The 23321-nt window shown below is 36.2% G+C and carries 17 protein-coding genes; 11 read left to right on the top strand and 6 right to left on the bottom strand.

Annotated features, from left to right (window positions below):
- Positions 1 to 62 precede the first annotated feature (62 nt).
- The 4 genes from ACQ5J2_RS13685 (at position 63) to ACQ5J2_RS13670 (ending at position 5011) form a co-directional block, all read left to right on the top strand.
- A complete protein-coding gene (locus tag ACQ5J2_RS13685; RefSeq protein WP_432671018.1) occupies positions 63 to 1145 on the top strand; it encodes an efflux RND transporter periplasmic adaptor subunit in 1083 nt (360 codons plus the stop codon).
- A 79-nt stretch (positions 1146 to 1224) separates the two neighbouring features.
- Entirely contained in the window at positions 1225 to 4482 is a 3258-nt protein-coding gene (locus ACQ5J2_RS13680) for an efflux RND transporter permease subunit (RefSeq protein WP_432671017.1), read from the top strand.
- 27 nt (positions 4483 to 4509) lie between these two features.
- Positions 4510 to 4815 (top strand): hypothetical protein, encoded by a 306-nt coding sequence (locus ACQ5J2_RS13675; protein ID WP_432671016.1) that lies wholly within the window; start codon positions 4510 to 4512, stop codon positions 4813 to 4815.
- 10 nt (positions 4816 to 4825) lie between these two features.
- On the top strand, positions 4826 to 5011 hold the full coding sequence (locus tag ACQ5J2_RS13670; protein WP_432671015.1) for a YgaP family membrane protein: 186 nt from the start codon (positions 4826 to 4828) through the stop codon (positions 5009 to 5011).
- Between the two features lie 76 nt (positions 5012 to 5087).
- On the opposite strand, the gene ACQ5J2_RS13665 is transcribed toward ACQ5J2_RS13670, so the two are convergent.
- Positions 5088 to 5390, bottom strand: a complete 303-nt coding sequence (locus tag ACQ5J2_RS13665; protein WP_432671014.1) for a YbjQ family protein — start codon at positions 5388 to 5390, stop codon at positions 5088 to 5090.
- Positions 5391 to 6171: 781 nt separating this feature from the next.
- Positions 6172 to 7068 carry an SIMPL domain-containing protein gene (locus ACQ5J2_RS13660; protein WP_432671013.1) on the bottom strand — a complete coding sequence of 299 codons (897 nt, stop codon included), beginning with the start codon at positions 7066 to 7068 and terminating at the stop codon, positions 6172 to 6174.
- Positions 7069 to 7229: 161 nt separating this feature from the next.
- Between ACQ5J2_RS13660 and ACQ5J2_RS13655 the strand changes: the two genes are divergently transcribed.
- Together ACQ5J2_RS13655 and ACQ5J2_RS13650 are read left to right on the top strand one after the other, a co-directional pair.
- Positions 7230 to 8144, top strand: a complete 915-nt coding sequence (locus ACQ5J2_RS13655) for a hypothetical protein (RefSeq protein WP_432671012.1) — start codon at positions 7230 to 7232, stop codon at positions 8142 to 8144.
- Between the two features lies 1 nt (position 8145).
- Positions 8146 to 8682, top strand: coding sequence for a hypothetical protein (locus tag ACQ5J2_RS13650; protein ID WP_432671011.1), 537 nt, complete (start codon positions 8146 to 8148; stop codon positions 8680 to 8682).
- Positions 8683 to 8716: 34 nt separating this feature from the next.
- Here the strand turns inward: ACQ5J2_RS13650 and ACQ5J2_RS13645 are convergent, their stop codons facing one another.
- Positions 8717 to 11305, bottom strand: a complete 2589-nt coding sequence (locus ACQ5J2_RS13645; RefSeq protein ID WP_432671010.1) for a DUF7619 domain-containing protein — start codon at positions 11303 to 11305, stop codon at positions 8717 to 8719.
- A gap of 341 nt (positions 11306 to 11646) precedes the next feature.
- Between ACQ5J2_RS13645 and ACQ5J2_RS13640 the strand changes: the two genes are divergently transcribed.
- The 4 genes from ACQ5J2_RS13640 (at position 11647) to ACQ5J2_RS13625 (ending at position 18304) form a co-directional block, all read left to right on the top strand.
- Entirely contained in the window at positions 11647 to 12252 is a 606-nt protein-coding gene (locus ACQ5J2_RS13640; protein ID WP_432671009.1) for a transcriptional regulator, read from the top strand.
- Entirely contained in the window at positions 12246 to 12941 is a 696-nt protein-coding gene (locus ACQ5J2_RS13635) for a DUF3307 domain-containing protein (protein WP_432671008.1), read from the top strand. Before ACQ5J2_RS13640 ends, ACQ5J2_RS13635 begins: the two co-directional genes overlap by 7 nt.
- Positions 12942 to 14146: 1205 nt before the next feature.
- Complete coding sequence (locus ACQ5J2_RS13630; protein ID WP_432671007.1) at positions 14147 to 17695, top strand: T9SS type B sorting domain-containing protein; 3549 nt, start codon at positions 14147 to 14149, stop codon at positions 17693 to 17695.
- A 192-nt stretch (positions 17696 to 17887) separates the two neighbouring features.
- Positions 17888 to 18304: an XRE family transcriptional regulator gene (locus ACQ5J2_RS13625; protein ID WP_432671006.1), complete on the top strand. Its 417-nt coding sequence runs from the start codon at positions 17888 to 17890 to the stop codon at positions 18302 to 18304.
- 654 nt (positions 18305 to 18958) lie between these two features.
- Here the strand turns inward: ACQ5J2_RS13625 and ACQ5J2_RS13620 are convergent.
- The 3 genes from ACQ5J2_RS13620 to ACQ5J2_RS13610 are packed head-to-tail and all read right to left on the bottom strand — an operon-like array spanning position 18959 to position 21956.
- Positions 18959 to 19864 carry a hypothetical protein gene (locus tag ACQ5J2_RS13620; protein ID WP_432671005.1) on the bottom strand — a complete coding sequence of 302 codons (906 nt, stop codon included), beginning with the start codon at positions 19862 to 19864 and terminating at the stop codon, positions 18959 to 18961.
- Positions 19851 to 20948 carry an RNA polymerase sigma factor gene (locus ACQ5J2_RS13615; protein WP_432671004.1) on the bottom strand — a complete coding sequence of 366 codons (1098 nt, stop codon included), beginning with the start codon at positions 20946 to 20948 and terminating at the stop codon, positions 19851 to 19853. Before ACQ5J2_RS13615 ends, ACQ5J2_RS13620 begins: the two co-directional genes overlap by 14 nt.
- A gap of 3 nt (positions 20949 to 20951) precedes the next feature.
- The gene (locus ACQ5J2_RS13610; protein ID WP_432671003.1) at positions 20952 to 21956 is read right to left on the bottom strand and encodes a hypothetical protein; all 1005 of its coding nucleotides are present in this window, start codon (positions 21954 to 21956) and stop codon (positions 20952 to 20954) included.
- Positions 21957 to 22536: 580 nt separating this feature from the next.
- Between ACQ5J2_RS13610 and ACQ5J2_RS13605 the strand changes: the two genes are divergently transcribed.
- Entirely contained in the window at positions 22537 to 22944 is a 408-nt protein-coding gene (locus tag ACQ5J2_RS13605; RefSeq protein ID WP_432671002.1) for an XRE family transcriptional regulator, read from the top strand.
- The last annotated feature ends 377 nt before the right edge of the window (positions 22945 to 23321 follow it).

Genomic DNA, 23321 nt, shown 5'->3' with positions numbered 1-23321 from the left:
AAAAATTTTTTAAAATTTCTCTAATTTCTCAAATCTGTGTTCCAAAAATAAAAATTATCAAAATGAAAAAAATAACAACATTAATCCTTTCAACTCTTTTACTAATCTCATGTGGTGACGAAAAGAGAAACGAAATCGCACCTGAAACTGCAATTGCAGTAAAAGTAAGCGGAACCACCGAAAACGACAACAGTCCGTTTGTAACCGCAAGTGGAAAAATTGAATCCCTAAAAAGTGCCAATTTAAGTACACGAATGATGGGTTATGTAACTAAACTTCATGTGAAAATGGGACAAAAAGTTACTGCTGGTCAGGTATTGGTAAGCATCAATAACACGGATTTACAAGCCAAAAAAGCACAAGTGGATGCTTCCATTTTACAAGCTACAGCTGGATTTACTAATGCAAAAAAAGATTATGAGCGTTTTAAAGTTTTGTTTTCACAACAAAGTGCTTCTCAAAAAGAATTAGACGACATGACTTCTCGTTTTGAAATGGCAAAAGCGGGATTAGAAGGAGCCAAACAAATGCGTAACGAAGTAATGGCTCAATTTTCATACTCAAGTATTACCGCACCATTTGCTGGAGAAGTTACCAATACTTTCGTAAAAGAAGGGGATATGGCAAATCCAGGAATGCCTTTAGTAAGTATGGAAGGAAACGGTTTAATGCAAGTGATGGCAATGGTTTCTGAGGGTGATATCACATCCATAAAAAGCGGAATGTCAGTAAACGTTTTAGTAAAATCATCAAACCAGCAAATCAAAGGAAAAGTGAGTGAAATTAGTGGTTCAGCTGCTAATACAGGAGGACAATATTTAGTAAAAATCAATTTGGAAAACACAGATGCAACTATTCTTTCAGGAATGTTTGTCAATGTTCAATTTCCTATTGAAAAGGCTAAATCAGAAAATGCATCTACACAATCAGATAAAGTTTTGGTACCAGAAACGGCATTAGTTACAAAAGGACAATTAACGGGAATCTATACTGTAACTAATGATGTAGCTATTCTACGGTGGATTAGAACCGGAAAAACATTTGGAAATCAAGTGGAAGTACTTTCAGGATTATCAGCTGATGAAAAATACATTGTTTCAGCTGAAGGAAAATTATATAACGGAGTAAAAGTTAGTGTTCAGTAATCAGAGTTCAGTCGCAGTTTTCAGTTTTAAGCAATGCCTTTTAAACTTTTAAACTCCTAAACTTTTAAACTTAAAGAAAATGCAAGAAGGTATAGCAGGTAAGATAGCCCATTTTTTCATCAATTCTAAATTAACCATCTTATTGATGATTGGTTTGATGATAATTGGAATCTATAGTTCGTTCTTAATTCCTCGTGAAGAAGAACCACAAATTAATGTTCCTATGGCCGATGTCATGATTGGTTATCCAGGAGCGAGTCCGGCAGAAGTGGAAAGCCGAGTGATTAAACCACTTGAAAAAGTATTGTCAAACATCAAAGGAGTGGAGCATTTGCATAGTATGGCTATGAATGGTCAAGCGATGATAATAGTTCAGTTTTACGTTGGTGAAGATTCAGAACGTTCGTATGTGAAATTATACGATGAGTTGATGAAAAACGAAAATATGTTCCCGAAAGGCGTTTATAAACCAATGGTAAAAACACGTTCTATTGATGATGTTCCGATGTTGGGATTAACACTTTGGAGCGAAACGTTGAATGATTTTGAAATCCGTCAAATTGCGGAAGAAGTGACTTCTGAAATTGAAAAAGTAAAAGACGTTGCCATTACCAAAGAAATTGGTGGAAGAACGCGTCAGCTTAAAGTGGTTTTAGACAAAGATAAAATGGCTGAAAACGGAGTAGACGCGCTTGAAATTATGAAAATGATTCAAGCCAATAACGGAAGTTCTCAATCGGGAAATTTCGTTTCAAATGATACGGAATACTTAATTACAACAGGTGAATTTTTAAAAAGTTCAGAAGATGTGGAGAATTTGGTAATTGGTGTAAATGCCAACATGCCTGTTTATTTAAAACAAGTAGCAAAAATCCAAGACGGACCTGCAACTCCAAGTAGTTACGTATCTTTTGGATATGGAAAAGCGAATGAAAAGTACACGAATAACAAATCAGAATATCCAGCGGTTACTATTTCAATTGGGAAAGTAAAAGGTGCTGATGCGATGAAAATTTCAGACAAGATTCTTGCTAAAGTAGAAACGCTAAAGAAAAACTTAATTACAAATGATGTACACGTTGAAGTTTCTCGAAATTATGGTGAAACAGCTTCACACAAAGTAGGCGAGTTATTAATGCACCTTGGAATTGCAATTATTGCCGTTACATTTTTAGTAATGTTGGCTATGGGTTGGCGTGGTGGACTTGTCGTGTTCTTTTCTGTACCCCTAACTTTTGCATTGACATTGTTTGCTTATTATATGTTAGGCTATACTTTGAATAGAATTACACTTTTTGCATTGGTTTTCGTCGTCGGAATTGTAGTGGACGATAGTATTATCATAGCTGAAAATATGCACCGCCATTTCAAGATGAAGCGACTGCCTTTCAAACAAGCAGCTATTTTTGCGATAAATGAAGTAGGAAATCCAACTATTTTAGCCACTTTTACTGTAATTGCGGCAATTCTTCCAATGGCATTTGTGTCGGGAATGATGGGGCCTTACATGAGTCCAATGCCAATTGGTGCTTCAATTGCGATGTTACTTTCATTATTTGTTGCCTTAACTGTAACACCTTATTTAGGGTATCATTTATTACATGAAAAAGACGAACAAAAAGAAAAAGAAGAGCAAGGTTTAGAAACCACTTGGATTTATAGAATGTACAATAAATTAGAGCGACCTTTTTTAGAGAATTCTACAAAACGTAGAATAATGCTAGGAGTTACAGTGCTTTTATTATTTGGTTCTGTTACGATGTTTTTTACTAAATCAGTATTGGTAAAAATGCTTCCTTTTGATAATAAAAATGAATTTCAAGTGGTTGTGGATATGCCTGAAGGAACTACTTTAGAAAGAACCGCTGCCGTTACACAGGAAATTGCGCAATATCTGACGACTATTCCAGAAGTAGTAGATTATCAAAATTATATTGGAACTTCTGCACCAATCACTTTTAACGGATTAGTACGTCATTATGATTTACGTGGAGGAAGTAATATGGCTGATATTCAAGTCAATCTATTACACAAAGCAGACCGTGATTTACAAAGTCATGATATTGCTAAAATTGTACGTCCAGAAGTACAAAAAATTGCTAAAAGATATGGAGCCAATGTCAAAATCATTGAAGTTCCACCTGGACCACCGGTTTTATCGACTTTAGTTGCTGAAATTTATGGACCCAACTATGAAGGACAAATTGAAGTAGCCAATCAAGTGAAAACCATCCTTGAAAAAACAACGGATATTGTAGATATCGACTGGATGGTTGAAGACAACCAAGTGGAATATACATTAGAAGTGGATAAAGAAAAGGCAATGCTTAACGGAATTGCTCCTCAACAAATCGTAGGAAACCTGACTTATTTATTAAAAGAATATCCCGTTTCCAATTTGTACGACGAAAATTCAAATAACAGTATTGGCATTGTTCTCTCATTGGCTGACAAAGACAAATCTTCTTTGCAAGATATTCAAAACTTAAAAATCAAAGGAAGTAGAGGTAATATGGTTCCCGTTTCTGATATGGTTAAAGTAGTTGAAGGTACTTTGCAAAAAACCATTTATAGAAAAGACCAAAAACGAGTGGTTTATGTAACAGCGGATATGGCTGGAGATTTAGAAAGTCCTGTTTATGCTATTTTAGGTATGAATGAAGAACTGCAAAAAATGAAATTGCCAAAAGGGTATAAGGTAAATGAATTGTACATGGAACAACCCACAGATGAAAGTAATTTTACGGTGAAATGGGATGGAGAATGGCAAATTACTTTAGAAGTGTTCCGTGATTTGGGAGTTGCTTTTGGAGTCGTAATTGTAATCATTTACATGTTGATTGTGGGATGGTTTCAAAACTTTAAAACGCCTTTGGTCATGATGATTGCCATTCCACTTTCATTGATTGGAATTGTATTTGGACACTGGTTATTAGGAGCTTATTTCACAGCAACATCTTTTATCGGAATGATTGCTTTAGCAGGTGTTATGGTCAGGAACTCCGTCTTGCTGATTGACTTTATAGAAATACGATTAAATGATGGTGTTCCTTTAAAACAAGCAATTATTGAAGCTGGAGCAGTAAGAACGACACCAATTTTACTAACAACAGGTGCGGTAGTTATTGGAGCTGTAATCATACTTTTCGACCCGATTTTCCAAGGATTAGCGATTTCACTAGTGTTTGGAGCGATTGTTTCTACGATTCTAACTTTGATTGTGGTGCCTTTAATTTACTACATCGTAGAACGTAAAAAATGGGAAAGCCCCCTAACCCCCGAAGGGGGAGCTAAAACCGAAGTGGATTTAGCTACGCAAAAAAACAATGTTGATTAAATTTTAAAAAATCTAATATTAAGAATCATGAAACTACTAATCATCACAGCAATAAAGGAGTTTGAAAAAGAAATCAAACATCAACTAAAAAACGCAAAAGTCAATACGTTTTCGTATCAGAATGTTATTGGGTATAGAGACAGCACCATCGATGCTATCGAGTCCAATTGGTTTTCAAGCGAAATGAATAAATCAGAATCTATATTATTTTACGCATTTGTAAAAAAAGAAAATGTAGCCCTGTTGTTTGAAACAATAGACGAATTTAATGCAAAACAAGAAACGCTTTCACACATTCACGTGGCTGTTTTGGCCATAGAAAAATCAAATTAAAAAAAGAAAAATGGTAAGTAAATTAGTAACAAGAATCGCAGGAATATTTATAATTATAAGTGTTCTATTAGGAATGTACGTAAATCCAAACTTTTATTGGTTTACCTTATTTGTGGGTGCAAACTTATTGCAATCCACCTTTACCAATTGGTGTCTTCTTGGAGATATCTTGAGAAAATTAGGTGTAAAAGACTAAACCAATTCCATCTAAAAAAATGCCGTTTCATGATAGAAACGGCATTTTTTTTATAAATAAAAAAGACTGTAATAAATTACCTTTTCACAATATTGACTGCAGTTCCAGTTATGTTTACTGCGATATAGCCACTTGATGCCACTTCCACATCAACGGTGATTCCTACCACCGCGTTGGCATTCAGTTTATCTGCATTTTCTGTTAACTTCTCAAAGGCTTTTGCCTTAATTTCAGAGACACTTTCACTAATGCCTTCATAGTATTTTTCCATATTAAAAGTCATGGTCATCTTTTGGCTGTTTACAGCAATTCCAGAAACGATGCCTCGATAGGCTAAAATTTTGTAATCTTCAACGGAGTTGGTAGTTGTTAGAATCATGTTTGATAGTTTTATGGTTTACTGATTAGTGTGTAGCTTATCCTTTTTGTTACAAATGGGTGATTGAAAGGTTTTTTGAAAAAGTGGGTTGGTGGAGATTGATTTGTTAGCTGTGTATTTGAACTGAAACTAAAGCCTAACTTACCATGGTTGTTTATTTGTGGGGAATATTGAGGTTGTTTAAAAAGTTGTTTTCCATTGAAATTCTGCTATGGGAAGGATAGGATAGGGCTGTTTTTAATTTATAAATTAGTAAAAAAAGCTTGGCCTTTTTCTGTAAAATGTTTTATATTTGAAGTACGAGTTCATTTCTTTTTATTGCGCTACTGTATTGGTAATCAGCTTATGTTTTCAATAGTGTTAGCTCTTTTTATTGCAGCATAGCCTTCTTATTGCAGTAATAAATTCTACTCCTTTTACGTTACATCTACGAGACACATACGGCACACATACGGCACATATACGGCACATATACGGCACATCTCTACTTAAAGCCTACTTTATACCCGTATTTAGCCTACTTTAAGGCTACAGTTGAGGTGGATTTGCCCCGTCTTAAAATAATTAAACAGGTTATTAAATATATGCTAGTCTAGTTATATAAAAACAGTGTGGATGACTTTGATAGGGAAGGTGGTTTGGAGGAGAAATAAAGTTGGAACTGGTTCTCGTATTATTTTAGAAAAACAGTTAGAAAAGAGTGTTTTTATATTTATATTCGTTTGAAATTTAAAACTTTAAGGTTATGGCACGATTAGAGGGAATACTTAATTTGATAAGACTAAATTGAGGTATCAATTTTATAGGAGACCGTGAGGGTTAAGGTATATTGAATTCCCACTTCAGTTTGATTAGAATTGATTACTTTATCATAACCCCCACTGGAAACGCCATCGTAGTAGAAGCTCTTATTTTTTCGGGCTACTTTTTTCATGTAATTGGTGTTTCTGTTGTTGGAGTAGGTTTCTACTTCTGAACTTTCGTAGGCTTGATAGGTTTTGTACTGGTTTTTTGGATGATATACTTCAAAAGTTTCGGTGGCATCTGGGGTTCCGATGCTTCTTTTTCTAAATGATTTTAGGTATTTTTCTTTTTTAACTTCTGCCATTTCTAAGGCTGCATCAAATAAGGTGGCGTGCACTTCATTGGAGTTTTCATTGTAATATTCGACTTTAATGATGTCGTGGATTTCAAATTCGGAAGCCATAGTGATTACTTTTTCTAAATTTGACACTTTATGGGTCGTGATGATTACGTTTTTTTTAATCTCAAAACCTTTTTCGAATTGCTTACTCGTTGTTCCGTTTACTTCGAAATCGTATACTTTAGTTTGAGCGATAAAATCGACATACAACTCTTCTTTTTTAATACTTAAGGATTTTAATCGTGCTATAAATCCATCAATTCGTTTGTTAATTTTAGAATTACACTCTTTTACTGTTTCGGCTTCTTCGTTTAAACCGAATGTAATTACAAATCCATCGGCTTTGGTATTCATTAGGATTGAAACACTGACGGATAAGGAACTGTTGTTGACTGAAACCGAACGCACGCCAGTGGCTGTACTGTTTCGGTTGGAATTTCCTGTACCGTACACTTGATTACCGCTTATTTGAGCATTAGATAAAGAGAAGGTAAGCAGTAAAAGGAATGCGATTTTTGTTGAAATTGTTTTCATGTTTTTTAATTTTATGTTGTTACTGCTGCAATGGTACCATTCCACCCAGAAAAGAGCTTGGTAAAACAACTTTCAATTGACTGTAACGTTTTTTCTCTACTTTTACAGTAGATTTACAGTACTTGAAAAACGGTTATTTTTATATTTGACTCAAATTATTAATGGAACTATTGGAACAATTTCAAAACCTTAAAAACGATGTGCTGTTAGTATATAAAGAGCGTTATCCTTATTTTAATGGTACTTGGAAAACGTTTGGTTCCCAAGATATTTCAAATTTAATTGAGCTCATTGAACAAACGGTCAAGCAAACCGTTAGCGAAAAGTGGATTTATACTCATTTAAAACCTGAAACCAACGAGAAGTTACCCCGCAAAGACATGCTGGATATACTGTCGCAATTGGTGGGTTTTTCAGGTTGGGATGAATATGTTTTTAAACACAAAGAGCCTCTTGTTTTGCCTGTTCAAGAAGTTAAAAAAAATGTTCGGGGAAAAGTGATAGGGTTGGTGCTTCTGCTTTTGATTGTTGGAATAAGTGCTTTCTTTCTATACTTTCAAAATTTAAATTCCATTGAAATCCAATCGTTGATAGTGAAAGATTCTTATACCAATGACACCATCAATACGGAAGATATAAAAGCCGTATTTGTCAATGACACTTTAGAAACACCGATAGCAATTATTAATGCTGAATTACAAGTAAAGGTAAAAGACAGCGCTAAGGTCGCCATAAAAAGTCCGTTTTATAAAGACCAGGTCGTACTGGTTAAAAAGCAGACACCTCATCAGCAGATTGTTTTAAAACCGGATGATTATGCCATGATGTTGAAGGCGTTTATGAAGTCGGATATCAAAGATTGGCAAACCAGAAAAAGACAACTGGATAAGATTTTAAGTGCCGATTTAGAAGTCATCGTCATGCTGAAAAACAATCTAGGAGCTGAATATTTTAACAAGCAAGAGTTTTCAGAAAAGTTGATTGTTCCAAGTCAGGCCTTACAAAAAATGAAGATTATCGAGATTGAGAACGGCGATAACCAACAAATTATTTTCATAAGAATTATACAACAATAAGATGCAGACGCGATTTATCCTAGTATTCTTACTCCTTACTTCGGTTTTGTACAGCCAAAGTAACACTACTTCCGTGACTAAAAAGACGGTTGCGGCTAATTTTAGTTCGCCATCAATAATTGCCTATCAAGAAAGTGCGGTGTATAAGATTAAAGATTACTACCATTATCTGGAAGTCTATTCCAGTTCTAAAGCATCAGATTCCTTAAAAACCCAAGTCAGAACAGCCCTAAATCATTTGTTTGAAAGCAAAAACTTAGATGTAGTTGACGTTACCACTAAGGAAAAAAAACCCGTTAAAATAGACCAACTTCTTGCCAAAATAGCCAATAAAAACTACAGGTTTAATTTGACTGCTATTGAAAGTTCCACTGCTGTGCAAGACTATTGGACAACGAACTATTCCTTAGAAGTTCGTAAAGATGAGGTGCTGCATACCGTTGAAGTATTTACTAAAGTTATCTTCAAACCTGTTCAAAAGCAATTTGGCTCTAAAACGAAAGAGGTTTGGTCTCTTTATTTAGGGGAAATGGAATGAGGTTAGTTAGTAAAATTAGTCACTTTACATTCGTTTATTCTTTAATCAATTTTCGGGTTACTACCTTATTTTCCGACTGAATTTGTAAAAAATATACCCCTTTAGCGAACTGCTTGAAGTCGATACTTCGCTCGGTTGCAGTGCTGGTAAAAGCGATTTTTTGCAACAAGCGACCATTGACATCATAGATAGCTGCTGCTTCAATGTTTGCCGAAGAAGTGATTTTTAATTCATCGCTCACTGGATTTGGATATAATTTTAGGATTGCACTATTTTCAAAATCAGTATTAGAAAGGTTGTTGGCAATAACTGTAGTTACAAAGTCATTGGTAAGGATGGGGAAGTTATAATCGAAATAGATGGCAACGTCGTTACTGAACGTGTTTCCTATAGCCAAAGTGGGTAGCGTTTTTATTTTAAATAAAACATAACCGTCATTAGTGGCATCGTCAAAGGGAAGGTCAATGTTTTCAAAAATAAACAGTACTTCATTGGTGTTTTCAATTCTGGTTGTAAAACTATGGCTAGCACTTAAGGGAATTAATGTTGAGATATCGAACTTTGCGGTGTCAATTTCGTCTTTAAGAACCACATTTATTGCGTTGGCGGTTCCTGTATTTTCAAAACGCACCAAATAATGCACGTATTTTCCTACCATAGCCGCTTCAATGGTGGCTCCTTCTAAACATTGTTTGTCATTTGGGTCTAATGAATTGACCACCGTTTGATTTAATGTAAAAGCATTATCAGCAGGCGTATAATCAGTGTTTACGGGACTTATCAGTGTTGAAAAATTCAAAACAGCACCTCCGTTTAAGGGAAATGTAGGATTTGTAGGCGTGTTTAGGTTCATGATAAAGTCAATTTCCCTTGTCTGAAACGGCAGTAAGTTGGTATAATTCCACGTCAAGACCGTGGCGCTTTCTGTATCAACGGCAGGGTTAGCGACTACCAAATCCATTAGATTCCCTTGAAAATTTAGGCTAATGCTGCCTGTTAGAGGAAGATTTCCTTTGTTCTTGTACACTAATTTATAATGGACATCAAATCCGGGACGCGCTTGCGACAAAGGAACCAAAACAATTTCTAAATCTCTTTTTTCTCCTTCAGCCACAATGCAAAAATCTTGATTTACGTTGGCATTTGTAATAGTTTGCGTCGAAGTAGCCGGTGTGATTGTGAAATAATCTAAATTCTCAAGAACAGGGGTAATGGTATAATTTCCTGTTTGCAACGGAATCGAATAGAAACCATCCGCGTTTGAAATAAAGGTCGAAAACCCCGTAGTTGTAGTTAGCTTTATTTTAATAAAAGGATACAAGCCGTCTAAGTTGCTGCAACCATTGGCATCCAAATCAAATCTGGTTTCACCTGAAAGGGAATAATATTCGCCTCCTGGCACAAAGGAGCAATAGTCGTTCAACACGCAGCTTGAATAATTGTAAGTGTTCAATAAAGCTTGAATAGTTGCAAATTGTGCTGCATCGGAACAGACATACACGATATTTGGATTATCACTAAAATCGATGGTATTTTCTACAATTCCATTTTTTAAAATTAAGAACTCCAACTGGTTCGCGGCACAATAAAGTGTTGTTAAGCTTCTTAACGTGCTAAAATCCAAACTACTAATTGCATTGGCACTGCATTTGACTTCGGTTAAATTGGGTGCACCTGCACATTCTAATGCCACTAATTGATTGAAGCTACAGTTTAGGGTTTCCAGAGCGGGTAAACTGCCTAGCGTTAGATTGGTTAATGCATTATTTTGGCATTCTAGAACGATTAAAACCGCTAGATTGCTGACGTCTAAACTTTGTATTTGATTGTTTTGGCAACGTAACGCGTCAATTTGCGTATTCAAACCCAAATCTAGTTGAGAAAGGGCATTGTTGCTGACGTCCATAGCGGTTAAGCTGTTGAGGTTTGTAATATTTAGATTTTCAATAAGGTTGTTGGAGCAATTTAAATCAATTAGCGAGGGAGAATCACTTACATCTAAAGCGGTAAGGTTGTTATCGTAGCAAATTAAGTATAATAAATTAGTTAAACCATCCAAACCAAGCGATTGAAGCTGGTTGTCTCCGCAAGTCACTGTTATCAGATTGGGAAAGCCTTGAAAATTTAACGCCGTTAAGTTGTTGTTATCGGCTTTAAAAACTTCCAGATTTGTGGAACCAGATAAAGTGATAGTTGCCAAATCATTACCCCCAACAGATAGATAAACGAGGTTGGGAAGGTTACTTACCTCTAAACTTGTAAGTAGGTTTGCCGTACCTTCTACTTCAATTAGGTTTACTAAATTTGACAGGGAAAGGGCATTTGCAATCAGGTTGTCATTAAAATAGAGTTTTTGCAAATTTGAAAAAGCGCTGATTCCGTCTAGTGAAACTATATTTTGGTTGGAAATATTCAGACTTAGGATGGCCTGTGCTTCTGACAACTGAATTTCGCCATCGTTATTTAAATCGGCATCCGAATCAAATCCTTGAGAGCCATCAGTATCTACACAATTGGTATTTAACAACGCATTTTTGAAGTTGGCATCCGGTATAGTGACAATCTGAGCTTGTAAGGTGCTCCAACTAAGCAGTGCAAAAAGAATAGCGTAAAGACATTTCATAGGTTGTATTTAAGTAAGAAGCACAAAAATAGGAAAATATAAATGGGTATTTGAAAAGGATGGGGGGGGTTGACTATAGATCAAGTTATCATGCCTTTCTATTAGCTGTAACAATGTGTTCTAAATACTTCAATTACGGGAAACCCTATAGAACTACGAAAGTCTTTGCCATCAGAAAACAACTTATAACAATTTAAAATTGTTCCATTAAAACCGCAAACTTGTTAATATCCTCCTGATATCTGCTTTAGAGCAGATTATTATCGATATCTGTTTTAGAGCAGATATATTTGTTTATCTGTTTTTAAACAGATATCTTTGATATAACTAAATAACGCACTATGAAAGCAGTACTAACTGGAGACATCATAAAATCAAGAGGAACAGCACCTGAGTTGTGGTTGTACGCACTCAAAGATCTACTTGGAAATTATGGGAAAAGTCCTTACGACTGGGAAGTTTTTAGAGGAGATAGTTTTCAAATAAGTGTACCACCCTCACAAGCTTTTTTTGTAGCATTTGTTTTAAAAGCAGGTATGAAGCAAATCAAAAATGTGGATGTTCGTATAGCGATTGGCATTGGAGTAGTTGATTATCAAGCAGAAAAGATAACGGAGTCTAACGGTTCGGCATTTGTTAACTCTGGAACCACATTTGAAAATTTAAAAAAACAAACATTAGCGATAAAAACACCTTGGCAAGATTTAGATTTTACTTTGAATATGGCGCTTGATTTAGCAACACTAACCATGGACCGATGGACAGAGAAGTCGGCACAAATTATGGTTATGAAATTGCTAAATCCAGACATCAATCAACTGGAGATTGCAGAAAAGCTAAAAATGAAATCGCAAGGAAACATTAGCGAGGCACTTAAAAGAGCGGGTTATGATGAGATTAATCAATTGTTAATCTATTTCGAAACTAAAATTAAAGAACTATGCTGATATTTGTGATGAAACTTCTTTTAGCTCATTTTTTAGGTGATTTTGTTTTACAACCGACAAAATGGGTAAAAGAAAAGTCCAAACCTAAATATTTAGGCTACCACATTTTGGTACATGTGGGGTTGCTGCTCGTTTTATTTGAATTACAATGGCTGTATTGGCCCGTATACCTGATGGTTGGTTTTTCACATGCAGCTATTGATTTTGTAAAAAATTATATTCAAAATAAGAAGAATAAAATATTTTTATTTCTGTTAGATCAAGCCCTACATTTATTTGTGCTGATGGGAATAGTGTATTGGTATTATCCATTTGAAATCGTCCTGCAAGAGGGAGATAAATTAAAAATTGGACTTGTAGTTTTAGCCCTTGTGCTGCTGACAGAAGTTACCGCAGTAACTATTAAAGTGTTATTATCGAATTGGAAATTGAAAGATAGTAGTTTGAATAGTGCTGGGAAATACATTGGTATTATTGAACGATTGTTTATTTTTGGTTTTATCCTGATGCATTATTGGGAAGGGATTGGCTTTTTATTGGCAGCGAAATCTGTTTTTCGTTTCGGAGATTTAAATAAAGGGAACGATAGAAATTTGACAGAGTATGTGTTGGTTGGGACATTGCTCAGTTTTGGGTTTGCAATCATAATTGCGTTACTAGTGACGCATTTTTATTCAATAATTATTTAAATAAACTGTTTTTAATGATTCCTTCTCGATACTATTTTTAAAAACAAAAAACGGGTGTTTTTAATTTATAAAATCACTCGAAATGACGGGTTTCTCGATACAATTTTGTTCTATTGCATTTCACAAAATCGCTCTAATTGACGGGTGGTTGGGTTCTCGATACCTTTTTAATTCCATTTCATTGCACAAAATCATTCGAACTGACGCTGTGTAATTTCATATTGTTTGTATAGTATCTAATGATCTTACTTACCGTCACTTCGAGTGATTTTTAGAAACGAAAACGTTAGTTTTTGTTGCTGAAAATAGTATCGAGAAGCTTTACACGAGGGTTCTTGATACAATTTTAATTCCACTACGTTGCATTAAAATCACTCGGACTGACGGATTTCTCGTTACAATTTTGTTCTATTGCATTATTTAAAATCACTCAAAATGACGCTGAATAATTTTTAGTATTGTTTGTATAATATCGAATAATCTTACTTTCCGTCACTTCGAGTGATTTTTAGAAACGAAAACGTTAGTTTTTGTTGCTAAAAATAGTATCGAGAAGCTTTACACGAGGGTTCTCGATACAATTTTAATTCCACTGCGTTGCATTAAAATCACTCGAACTGACGGTCCTTAATAATGTATCGACCATCTATAACCGAGTCTTCTCGCTTTCCGTCACTTCGAGTGATTTTTAGAAGCGGAAACGTTAGTTTTTGTTGCTAAAAATAGTATCGAGAAGCTTTCAACTAACCTAGAATCTAACATTCTTTCTTTACGTCACCAAGAGTGATTTATAGAAGTTAAAATGCTTCCTTTTACTGCTGAAAATAGCATTGTCGCCCAAGGCTTGTTACTTTTTAGGGCACTTAATGTAGGGGCGCCTTATGGTAGTTTTATTCCCATCGGCAAAAACCTTGAAGGTATCACTGTCCTGGTGGCGGTTCCTTTTGCCTCATATTTCAGGCTTACAGAAGTTTAGGAAAAGAAACACTGTTACATATTTTATACTATTCATGTTTAGTTAGGGATTATGTGCTGTGCAATAGTCAATTTAGAGAAAAAACAAGGGAACGGTGATGATTTAAAAATTTTTATAGGAGCAGTATTATTTTTTTTAAATTTATATCCGTTAAAATTTGTATTTTCGCTCCAATAAGAACGTTTTTTCTTAATTTATAATATAAATTCACAACACTAACTGTATTATTTTGAGATTATTAACTGTTGTATTCCGTAAAGTTGCCTCATGGCTTTTCTGGTTTGGCTTTTTGTTTAGTTCTGGCATTTATGCCCAACAGAACATCATCAATCATGGAAATATGGTGGCAGATCCAATTTTGACTATTAACCATAATGTTACCACTACGGACTATGTCTATCTAAATGCTCCTTACACCGGAAGCACAGTTCCTGGACAAAGCACGGTGTATCATTTACCCGATGTTTTCAATACTGCTTTTATCCCGATAGATGATATGACGGAAGGCGGTGGCGCCACACTGCTGGTTGATGGAAGTACTGTGCCTCATCAATATTTTTATAAGGGTGGCTATGGTGGTAGCGGTTTTTGTGGGCTTACTCCAGGAATAACGTATACTTTTACGTATTATATACGATCCACGACTGCCTTGGTGACGGGAGCTTCCACACAGGCAGATATAAGAATAGATTTTTCGAATGCTACGAATATTACCTTGTTAATTGGCAGTACGGTAGCTCCCCTGCCAGCTGATGGATGGCTGAAAGTGTCGTATAGCTTTGAAGCCACTGGGTCGTGTGTTGATTTGAATCTTTGGAACTATAATACTAATGCAGTTGGCAATGATTTTGCGTTGGATGAATTTTCGTTATTTCGCGAAATGCTTCCCTTTTCAATGACTTACTCCATATCCAAATCAACTTGCTTCTCAGGAAATTCCATTTTTGTATATACAACAGGTGGCAATTCGAGCAGTATTTCCTATTCATTAGTTGGCTCTTCTTATACAAATACGACGGGGTCGTTTAATAATTTAGAGCCTGGTAATTATTCCTTAACGGTTACTGATGGCGACGGAACGGCTATTAATCAGCCGATTATAATACCAACAAGCACTCCGCCCCTTACCATGAATCCTGATGTTGCAATCTGTGCAGGCGAAAGCACCACACTCCAAGTGGGCGGTAGCAACTCTACTTATTATTGGAGTTCAGAACCTTATGACAGTGCTTTTATAGATTTAAACAACCCTTCGCCCACGGTGAGTCCTGTGGTTACCACCACCTACAAAGCTGTGTCATTGGATAATGTGCCTTCGGGCAATTTGATTTATAATCCCGATTTTTCGATGGGAAATGTGGGCTTTTATTCGCAACATACATATTATGCTACCAATTTTGAAAATGCACCTGACGCCTATGGTGTGGTCAGCGATTCAACCGAATGGGGAAGTTATCTCAACTGTGGCGACCATACTACCGGATCTGGAAACATGCTCGTTGTAAACGGTATGGACAATTTTAATTGGGGGGGCGGTCACGTCATTTGGGAGCAAGCTGTGACTGTAGACCTCACTACAGATTACACTTTTAGCTTCTGGGTTCAATCACTGTCTAGCGTACTTCCTGCTAATTTACATGTAAGCATTAACGGATCAATCTATAATGTCTATCCCTTCATGGCTCCTGCCACCAACGCTTGTGGCAACTGGGTACAGTATTCGGTAAACTATTTTTCGGGATGGCTATACAATATTGCCCTTATCAGAATCCACAATGCGAATATTTATTTTGACGGAAATGAATTTGCACTTGATGATATTACATTTCAAACTGCTGATGCTTGCCTAAGCAATGAAGTAACCGTTACAGTAGCGCAACCAACTACGGTAGCATTAACGGCATCTTCAACAGTTTCTTCGACGGTGGCATTCGATTGGGAGGCACTGCCATCGGTTACAGGTTATAGTGTAAGTTACACCATTAACAACGGAACTCCAATCAGCGGTGGTACGATTACCGCCACCGATTTTACCGTAAATGGCCTGGATCCGGGCGATGCGGTAACCATTACTGTAGTCCCGATTGATGCAGGATGTTTCGGACCTGCAAGTCTCATGCAAAATTCCTTTACGCCTTGTGAGATTCCAACTGCCAGCATCACCCAACAGCCAACATGTACGCTTCCCACAGGAATCATTACTGTAAGTGCACCCCTGGGAACAACATTTGAATACAGCCTCGACGGAACTACTTTTCAAGCGAGTCCGATTTTTGATAATCTTGCTTTAAATACTTATACCCTTATACTGAAAAATAATCTCACGGGCTGTTTTGGTACCGGACCAACATTGTCTTTCAGTCCTTCTGGATTGCAACAACCTGATGTTACAGCTATACAAACGATTGTAGACTGCGGGGTTGTCCTGATGGCGAGTAGCATTACAGCAAACACTACGCTGGTTTGGAATGGTCCGACATTAGCTCCCAACAGTGCCAATCCTGCCACAACGTCTTCTAGTGGCACTTACACAGCTACTGCTACCAACCTGCTTACGGGATGCACTCAGAATTATAGTATTACGGTACTGCCTCTAGACATTCCCGCTGTTGCAACTGTTACTACCGTTTTGCCTACTTGTACAAATGCATCGGGAAGCATCCATATTTCGGGACCGCTAAATTCTGACTATGAATACAGTATTGACGGAAGCAACTACCAGGCTAGTCTGGATTTTCTAAATCTGCCCCCTGCTGTTTATCCTGTAACGGTAAAAAATATCTTAACAAGTTGTTTGAGCTCATCTTATATGGCCGATTTGAGTTTGCCGTTAGTTACTCAGCCACCAGTACCCTTGTTTGCAACAGTTAGTTTTTGCCAAAATGCTTTGCCAACTCCCTTAATTGCTACAGCTATGCCGGGTGCAACATTAAATTGGTACGGACAAAATGCCACTGGCGGTACTGCATCGAGCATTGCTCCTGTGCTGGACACAACTATCCTAGGCAATTTTATATATTATGTAAGTCAGTCGGTTGGTTTTTGCGAAAGCGTCAGGATTCCCATTCTGGTATCGGTTTATGCGGGGACATTAGCTCCTGATTTTAATGATTTAAAAGTTTGCGAGGGGGCTGTGGCACCAATATTACCAACTATTTCGCCAAACGGAATACCAGGTTCGTGGTCGCCAAACGTGGTGAGCACTGCTGCAAGTGGCAGCTATACCTTTACGCCTGCTTCTACTGCATGTGCATCGGTACAAACAATTACGGTTACAATAACACTACCAACTGTTCTCTCCTTTGATTGGGTGGTAGATAATAATTTTTCTAATCAGCAAACAGTTACCATCTTGCCTGTTGGCACTGGCAATTATTTGTACCAACTTAATGGTGGAACGCCGCAAAGCAGTCCTGTTTTTATCAGTGTTCCGTCAGGTATCTATTCTATTACCCTAATGGATGCAGATGGCTGTTCAAGACCGGTTACTAAAAACGATGTCTTGGTTATCGGCTATCCGCGCTTTTTTACCCCAAACAATGACAGTTATAACGATACTTGGAGCATCACGGCCTTGTTTTATCAGCATGATGCCAAGGTAGACATCTTCGACCGGTATGGCAAACTGCTGAAGCGTTTGAATCTTAAAAATGCCGAAGTCTGGGACGGCACCTACAACGGCCTACTTATGCCGGCCACGGATTATTGGTTTACCCTGCAATACATCAACTTGGGTATAAAGAAGCAGTTCAGTTCTCACTTTTCTTTGAAACGATAGAATTGTTGTTTCTGAAAACTTCGTTTACTTTTTTTACCGAAATTTTCATTAAACTCCAGCGGATAAACGATTACAAAACGGGATAAAAAAGTCAAACACAGAACTATTTTACCTATTAAAAAGACCAACGTTATATTGCAATCATTTCTAAAAAATAGCTATATTTGGGACACCATATAAAACCAAAATGCCATGGAACAGAAAATACACCAAGGACGTAATGTGAAACGCTTTCGCGAAATGTTGGGCATCAAACAAGAAGCCTTAGCCTACGCGTTAGGGGAGGAGTGGAACCAAAAAAAGGTATCGCTTTTGGAACAAAAAGAATCCATTGAAACAACGCTACTGGGTCAGATTTCTGGTGTTTTGAAAATTCCGGTGGAAGCGTTTGAGAATTTTGATGAGCAACAAGCGATAAACATTATTTCTAATACAGTTAGTAATCATGATAATGCTACAAGTAATTCGTTATTTAGTTTTTATCCAACAATTAATCCTATTGATAGATTAACTCAATTACATGATGAGAAAATTGCATTGTACGAGCGTATGTTGAAAGAAAAGGATGAGATGATGATGCGGTTAGAGCAGTTGATAAATAAAGGATAAGTTATATAATATAAAATCCTTTTGTCCCTCTATCCTACATTACTTACCAATAAAGTAAGTGATAATTCCCGCTTAAAACAACTATATATATTATTTGCTCTAGTTTTAACCGTAGATTTCTTCGAACGCCCTATCGTTTCAATTTGGAAATGTTTTGTTCCAAATTTCAAGAGTAGGCGGTAGCAGAGCGAAAAGTGTACTTAACAATCGGAATTGCTTTCCTTTTCTTCCTTACTGTATTTTTTGTTCCCGTACGAATCCTATTTTTCTAAAGGGGTAAAAATAAAGCCCTTGGATTAAAAATTGTACAGACCAACGACCAATAAATATCTTGTACAGCACTTTTTTTAAAGATTAAACTACGGCGGTTGCAACACATAAACTTTCACGGTTAATCAATTAAAAATCTTTTAAAATGGCATTTTTTCAGTAAATCAAAAGAGTAGTAGCAGATAGCCTAGAACAGCATTTTAACTCGTAAAAAACGCTACATGTCGGAGTCTCATTGGGCCTTGAAGTATATATTAGTCAACCTAGGAAACGAATTTTATGTACGTACCACAGGAAAGTCAAATTATGAAGTAGGATTGCGTACTAAAGTCTACAAAACATTTGATGATGTTACCCCTTTACAGGCATTTAGCCTGCATGCAATCATAATTTATAAACCAGTTGCAGCAATCCTCTTCGCTCTGAAAAAGCATGTTCACTTTTAAAAGATTCCTCGTTAGCATCCGTATTGGTAAAAACCAAGTGGTGCGTTTGTCCAAAACTAAATTGCACACCTACAGAAACATGTTCCGAAAGCGCATATTGCAACTCCATCAGATACCCTATTTGCAAAGCTTCTGCTCTAAAGGTTTGTGTTTCATCAAATTTCAAAGGCAAGGTACTCGACGAGCCTAAAAATTGTGTTTTATAACTACTAGTACTGACAAACCAACCTATTGATGGAGTCAATCTGTTGATGGTATAATACAATTGAACAGGAACCTGCAACTGAAAATGCTTGCTATCCATCCCTTTAAAAAGTTTGGGTTCATGATCAGCAGTAAAATAATAACCATTTAATTTTCCGTCAGTTTCTTTCGCATCTACAGAAAAAGTACTCATCCAATAAAATACATCCAAACCTATTCCGATAGAAAAATTAGAATTAAAAAGTTTTTTTTGAGTCCAAACGCCAAGACCTAAACCTGTGGTTACAGGAGCGTTCATTTCTTTAAATAAACTATTATCAGCTACACCTAAATGTACTTTTCCTCCAAAAAACCAACTCTTTCTTTTTTCAATTCCTACTATTTTCTTGTTGGTAATCAGTACAAGTGTGTCAATTGGAACATTAATAGTAACGCCATTTTGAGAGAGTTTAAGTTGGTGCTTTTTTTTATTTTCCGAAATAAACACCGCTTTGTCAATCTTAATAATCGGCTTTTCAATATAAACAGTATCATGAACAATCACTTCTTCATACACATAAATGGTATCTGTCTTTACTTCTTGTGAAAAAAGACAAGTACTAAAGAGTAAAAAAAGAAGGAATATTTTATTTGGTAACATAGACAGTGTCTTTTTTTATGATTTGTTTTTTAATGACAATTACCTTTTTAGGTTCCGTTTTTAAAGTGTCTGCTACTGTTTTAGAAACAGTTTTTACTTTTCTTTGTCGATTTTTTGCAGGAGAAACAACGCCATTTGAAAGTTCAGGAATGATTTCTTTCTGATTGAATTCTACTCCATTTTTTTCTTTCTTAACAGAATCATCTGTACCAATCACTACCTCTTGATTGCTTTGCACTTCATTCACTTCCTTGATTACAGTAGCTTCTTTCGTCACATGAGGGGGAGTGGAGTTGTAAAAGTAAACGTAAAACAGACTTCCCGCTACAATTAAAAGTGGAAGACCAAGAGCGGCAACTTTTGAAGTAACAGCAACGTTAGATAATCCAACAAAAGTAGGAGGGACTTTGTCGTATTTAGATGCAAATGCTAATTCCCTTTGAGGTTGTATTTCAAAACCAATGAACTGATTTCTGCAAAAATGAGCAAACAGTTGATTGCCAAAACCAAGAAAAAGCAAGAAAGCAATGCTTCGTTTCTTGTTCTCATCCACTGGTTTTCCTTTGATTTTTTCCAATAGAAATACCTGAAGCGCCTTTCGGGCTCTTGACAAATGGGATTTTGAAGTACCAACCGAAATCTGCAAGGCCTGGCTGATTTCATTGTGAGAAAACTGATCAATCACATACATATTGAAAACCGACTTGTGATGCTCGGGCAGTTGATCAATAGCCTCAAGAATATCGCTTCGTTCAAGATCCGAAGAAAGAAGAATGCTTCTGTTGTCTAGTTCTAATGTATTCATAACGGTAGTGGAATCAACAATTTCATAAGCTTGATCAGTTGAGAAGTTTATTTTTTTTACATCTTTCAAATGATGGAGTGCCATATTGATGACAATTCGGCTCAACCATCCGTTTAATGCCTTTTTATCTTTGAGGGTGTCCTCTTTTTGGATAGCCACGATAAAAGAATCTTGAATGATGTCTTCAGCAGTAGCAATATCTTTGATGTACCTGCGACAAATCCCCAAGAGTTTTGGGGAAGTGTTGGTATAAATTTCATTCCAGTTAAAGTGGTGCATGGTTTAGTTTTGAACTACATAAATCGATTGGAAAGAGCCATCAGAGTTGGGAAGTTGCATGGTGTCCACTCCGTTGATGGTAAGAAAACTAATAGAACTAAAAACACCCTCTTGCCTGATTTTGTAGATGTTATCGTCTAGTATTTCAAAGTCTTTTATGCCGCCAGAATTGGTTGTTTCCGCATCAAGCAACACTCCGTTTTTGTAAATACTGCCACTATCTGTATAATACATGTTACCGCCGTCAAAAAGTAGCTTTGTAATTCCGTTGGATCCTAAAGTAAGTGTAGTTTCCGCATTTGTCGTAATGTTTTTGTAATAGGATAAGCCGTCTAAAGTTCCAAAGGTGTATACTTCATTATTATTTACCGCAAGTCCATTTAGAATAGAATCGGAGATGTTGGTAAAAACGCCGTTGGTGTAGTAGCCATCTATTTGTCCGCTTATATTAAAGTTTCCGTTGTTCGTTCCGGTTATGAACACGCTGTTATTGGCTACCTTAATTCGGGCTTCGTTTTGAGCATAACCTCCATAATGGTGCACCAAAGTCTTGATGCCATTTTTCCAATAAGCCAGGCTGTAATCTTCAAAGGCGATGAACGTTTTCTTGGTGTACCCCACAAAATAAACATCAGTACCTACTAGTTCCATGTCTGTGATGCTGATTACTTCTTCGTCTTGGGTGCTTAAAGTTGTTTTAAGGCTTGTCAAAGCACCGTTTTTCCAATACATAGGTAGTGTTCCTAAAGGCGAGGTTCCCACGCCAATTCCTAAAACATGAACATCACTGTTAGCCACAATAATCTTCGTAGCAATGGGGCCTTCAATTCCTCCCGATTCTAATAAAACGGGCTGGTTGTTTTTCCAATAGCAGGCTTGGTTGTCTTTTTGACCGGCAACATATACATCAACGGGACAGTGTGTTGTTGTGTCTGAAACTAAATCTGAACTACAGGAAGTGTGTAATAAACCGGTAGCTACTACTAGTGCAAGTAAAACTTTTTTCATAATAAAAATAATTTTGGGTTAATATACTTTATTTAATGATAAGAGTAGAAAAACACAAGAGGTTGCAGTAAAAAAACAAGTACTACTGAATTATTAGTACTCGAGGAAAGAGTATTACTACTATGAAACCCTATCAACACTGGAAAAGTATACTTTTTTTTATGAAAACAAACTTCTGATGCAAGGAGTTTGTAATGAATGTAAATATAACATTTAAAGCAGTAAATTCATAGGACTTCAATATAAGGCACTCCTTTTTTGAGTGGAGACGCAGCAGGTACTGAAATTGTTTAATGGATGTTAACAATTTAAGGGCTATACTTTTGCAACAAAAAAGGTATAATTGAAATGTAGAACCGCTGTTGCTCTCGTATGTTTAATAATCTATTACCACCCAATCTATTAACTTTTCATCATTGAATGTCAAGAAAAATGGCGTAAGTTAGGAAGGATAAACGATCCCAAAACTGGATAAAAAAGTCATACACACAACTATTTTACCGAATAAAAGATTAACTTTATGCCACAATGATTCATAGAAAAAAGCTATATTTGAAACGCCATTTTTAATCAAAACACCATGGAACAGAAAATACACCAAGGACGCAATGTGAAACGCTTTCGCGAAATGTTGGGTATCAAACAAGAAGCCTTAGCCTACGCGTTAGGGGAGGAGTGGAACCAAAAAAAGGTATCGCTTTTGGAACAAAAAGAATCCATTGAAACAACGCTACTGGGTCAGATTTCGGGTGTTTTGAAAATTCCGGTGGAAGCGTTTGAGAATTTTGATGAGCAACAAGCGATAAATATTATTTCTAATACTTTTGACAATGGTTCAATTTTAAATGGGGTTAATCACAATCCTACTTTTCATCCTATAGAAAAGTTAGTTCAATTACATGAAGAAAAAATTGGATTGTACGAGCGTATGCTTAAAGAGAAAGATGAGATGATGGTACGGTTAGAGCAGTTGATAAATAAAAAGTAAGATATTTTTCAGAATAGAAAGAAAAAAAGCCCTGTCGAAAGACAGGGCTTTTTTTAAAGATATTTTTTTTTAATTACATACTTTTATAAGAGAGTAGCTAGAATTTTCTTTATGTTCAAGTAATTCTTATATTAATTAGAAGCCTAACATCGCCACTTTGCATGTAACATTTCAGTGCAATTGGCTTGCTTCGGTTATTTATAAAATAAATTCTTCCTTATTCCAATAAAATTAAGGCCACCTTTTAGATTAATTAGCATACTTTTTTATTTTATGCCGTAAATGTTTTGTTTTTCACTACATTTTTTGTTTAAAAAAAATATCTTTTATTAATACTTGAAAAAGTTGAGTACTTATTCATAAAATAAAGAATTATT

It is taken from the genome of Flavobacterium sp. SM2513 (genome assembly GCF_050908145.1).
GTDB lineage: Bacteria > Bacteroidota > Bacteroidia > Flavobacteriales > Flavobacteriaceae > Flavobacterium.
Note: the sequence above shows the minus strand (reverse complement) of the source record. Positions and strands in the feature narration are given on the sequence as shown.

Excerpts from the sequence above, each read along its gene's own strand:
- ACQ5J2_RS13685 (WP_432671018.1), top strand. The coding sequence starts at position 63 with ATGAAAAAAATAACAACATTAATCCTTTCAACTCTTTTACTAATCTCA.
- ACQ5J2_RS13680 (WP_432671017.1), top strand. The coding sequence starts at position 1,225 with ATGCAAGAAGGTATAGCAGGTAAGATAGCCCATTTTTTCATCAATTCT.
- ACQ5J2_RS13675 (WP_432671016.1), top strand. The coding sequence starts at position 4,510 with ATGAAACTACTAATCATCACAGCAATAAAGGAGTTTGAAAAAGAAATC.
- ACQ5J2_RS13670 (WP_432671015.1), top strand. The coding sequence starts at position 4,826 with ATGGTAAGTAAATTAGTAACAAGAATCGCAGGAATATTTATAATTATA.
- ACQ5J2_RS13665 (WP_432671014.1), bottom strand. The coding sequence starts at position 5,390 with ATGATTCTAACAACTACCAACTCCGTTGAAGATTACAAAATTTTAGCC.
- ACQ5J2_RS13660 (WP_432671013.1), bottom strand. The coding sequence starts at position 7,068 with ATGAAAACAATTTCAACAAAAATCGCATTCCTTTTACTGCTTACCTTC.
- ACQ5J2_RS13655 (WP_432671012.1), top strand. The coding sequence starts at position 7,230 with ATGGAACTATTGGAACAATTTCAAAACCTTAAAAACGATGTGCTGTTA.
- ACQ5J2_RS13650 (WP_432671011.1), top strand. The coding sequence starts at position 8,146 with ATGCAGACGCGATTTATCCTAGTATTCTTACTCCTTACTTCGGTTTTG.
- ACQ5J2_RS13645 (WP_432671010.1), bottom strand. The coding sequence starts at position 11,305 with ATGAAATGTCTTTACGCTATTCTTTTTGCACTGCTTAGTTGGAGCACC.
- ACQ5J2_RS13640 (WP_432671009.1), top strand. The coding sequence starts at position 11,647 with ATGAAAGCAGTACTAACTGGAGACATCATAAAATCAAGAGGAACAGCA.
- ACQ5J2_RS13635 (WP_432671008.1), top strand. The coding sequence starts at position 12,246 with ATGCTGATATTTGTGATGAAACTTCTTTTAGCTCATTTTTTAGGTGAT.
- ACQ5J2_RS13625 (WP_432671006.1), top strand. The coding sequence starts at position 17,888 with ATGGAACAGAAAATACACCAAGGACGTAATGTGAAACGCTTTCGCGAA.
- ACQ5J2_RS13620 (WP_432671005.1), bottom strand. The coding sequence starts at position 19,864 with ATGTTACCAAATAAAATATTCCTTCTTTTTTTACTCTTTAGTACTTGT.
- ACQ5J2_RS13615 (WP_432671004.1), bottom strand. The coding sequence starts at position 20,948 with ATGCACCACTTTAACTGGAATGAAATTTATACCAACACTTCCCCAAAA.
- ACQ5J2_RS13610 (WP_432671003.1), bottom strand. The coding sequence starts at position 21,956 with ATGAAAAAAGTTTTACTTGCACTAGTAGTAGCTACCGGTTTATTACAC.
- ACQ5J2_RS13605 (WP_432671002.1), top strand. The coding sequence starts at position 22,537 with ATGGAACAGAAAATACACCAAGGACGCAATGTGAAACGCTTTCGCGAA.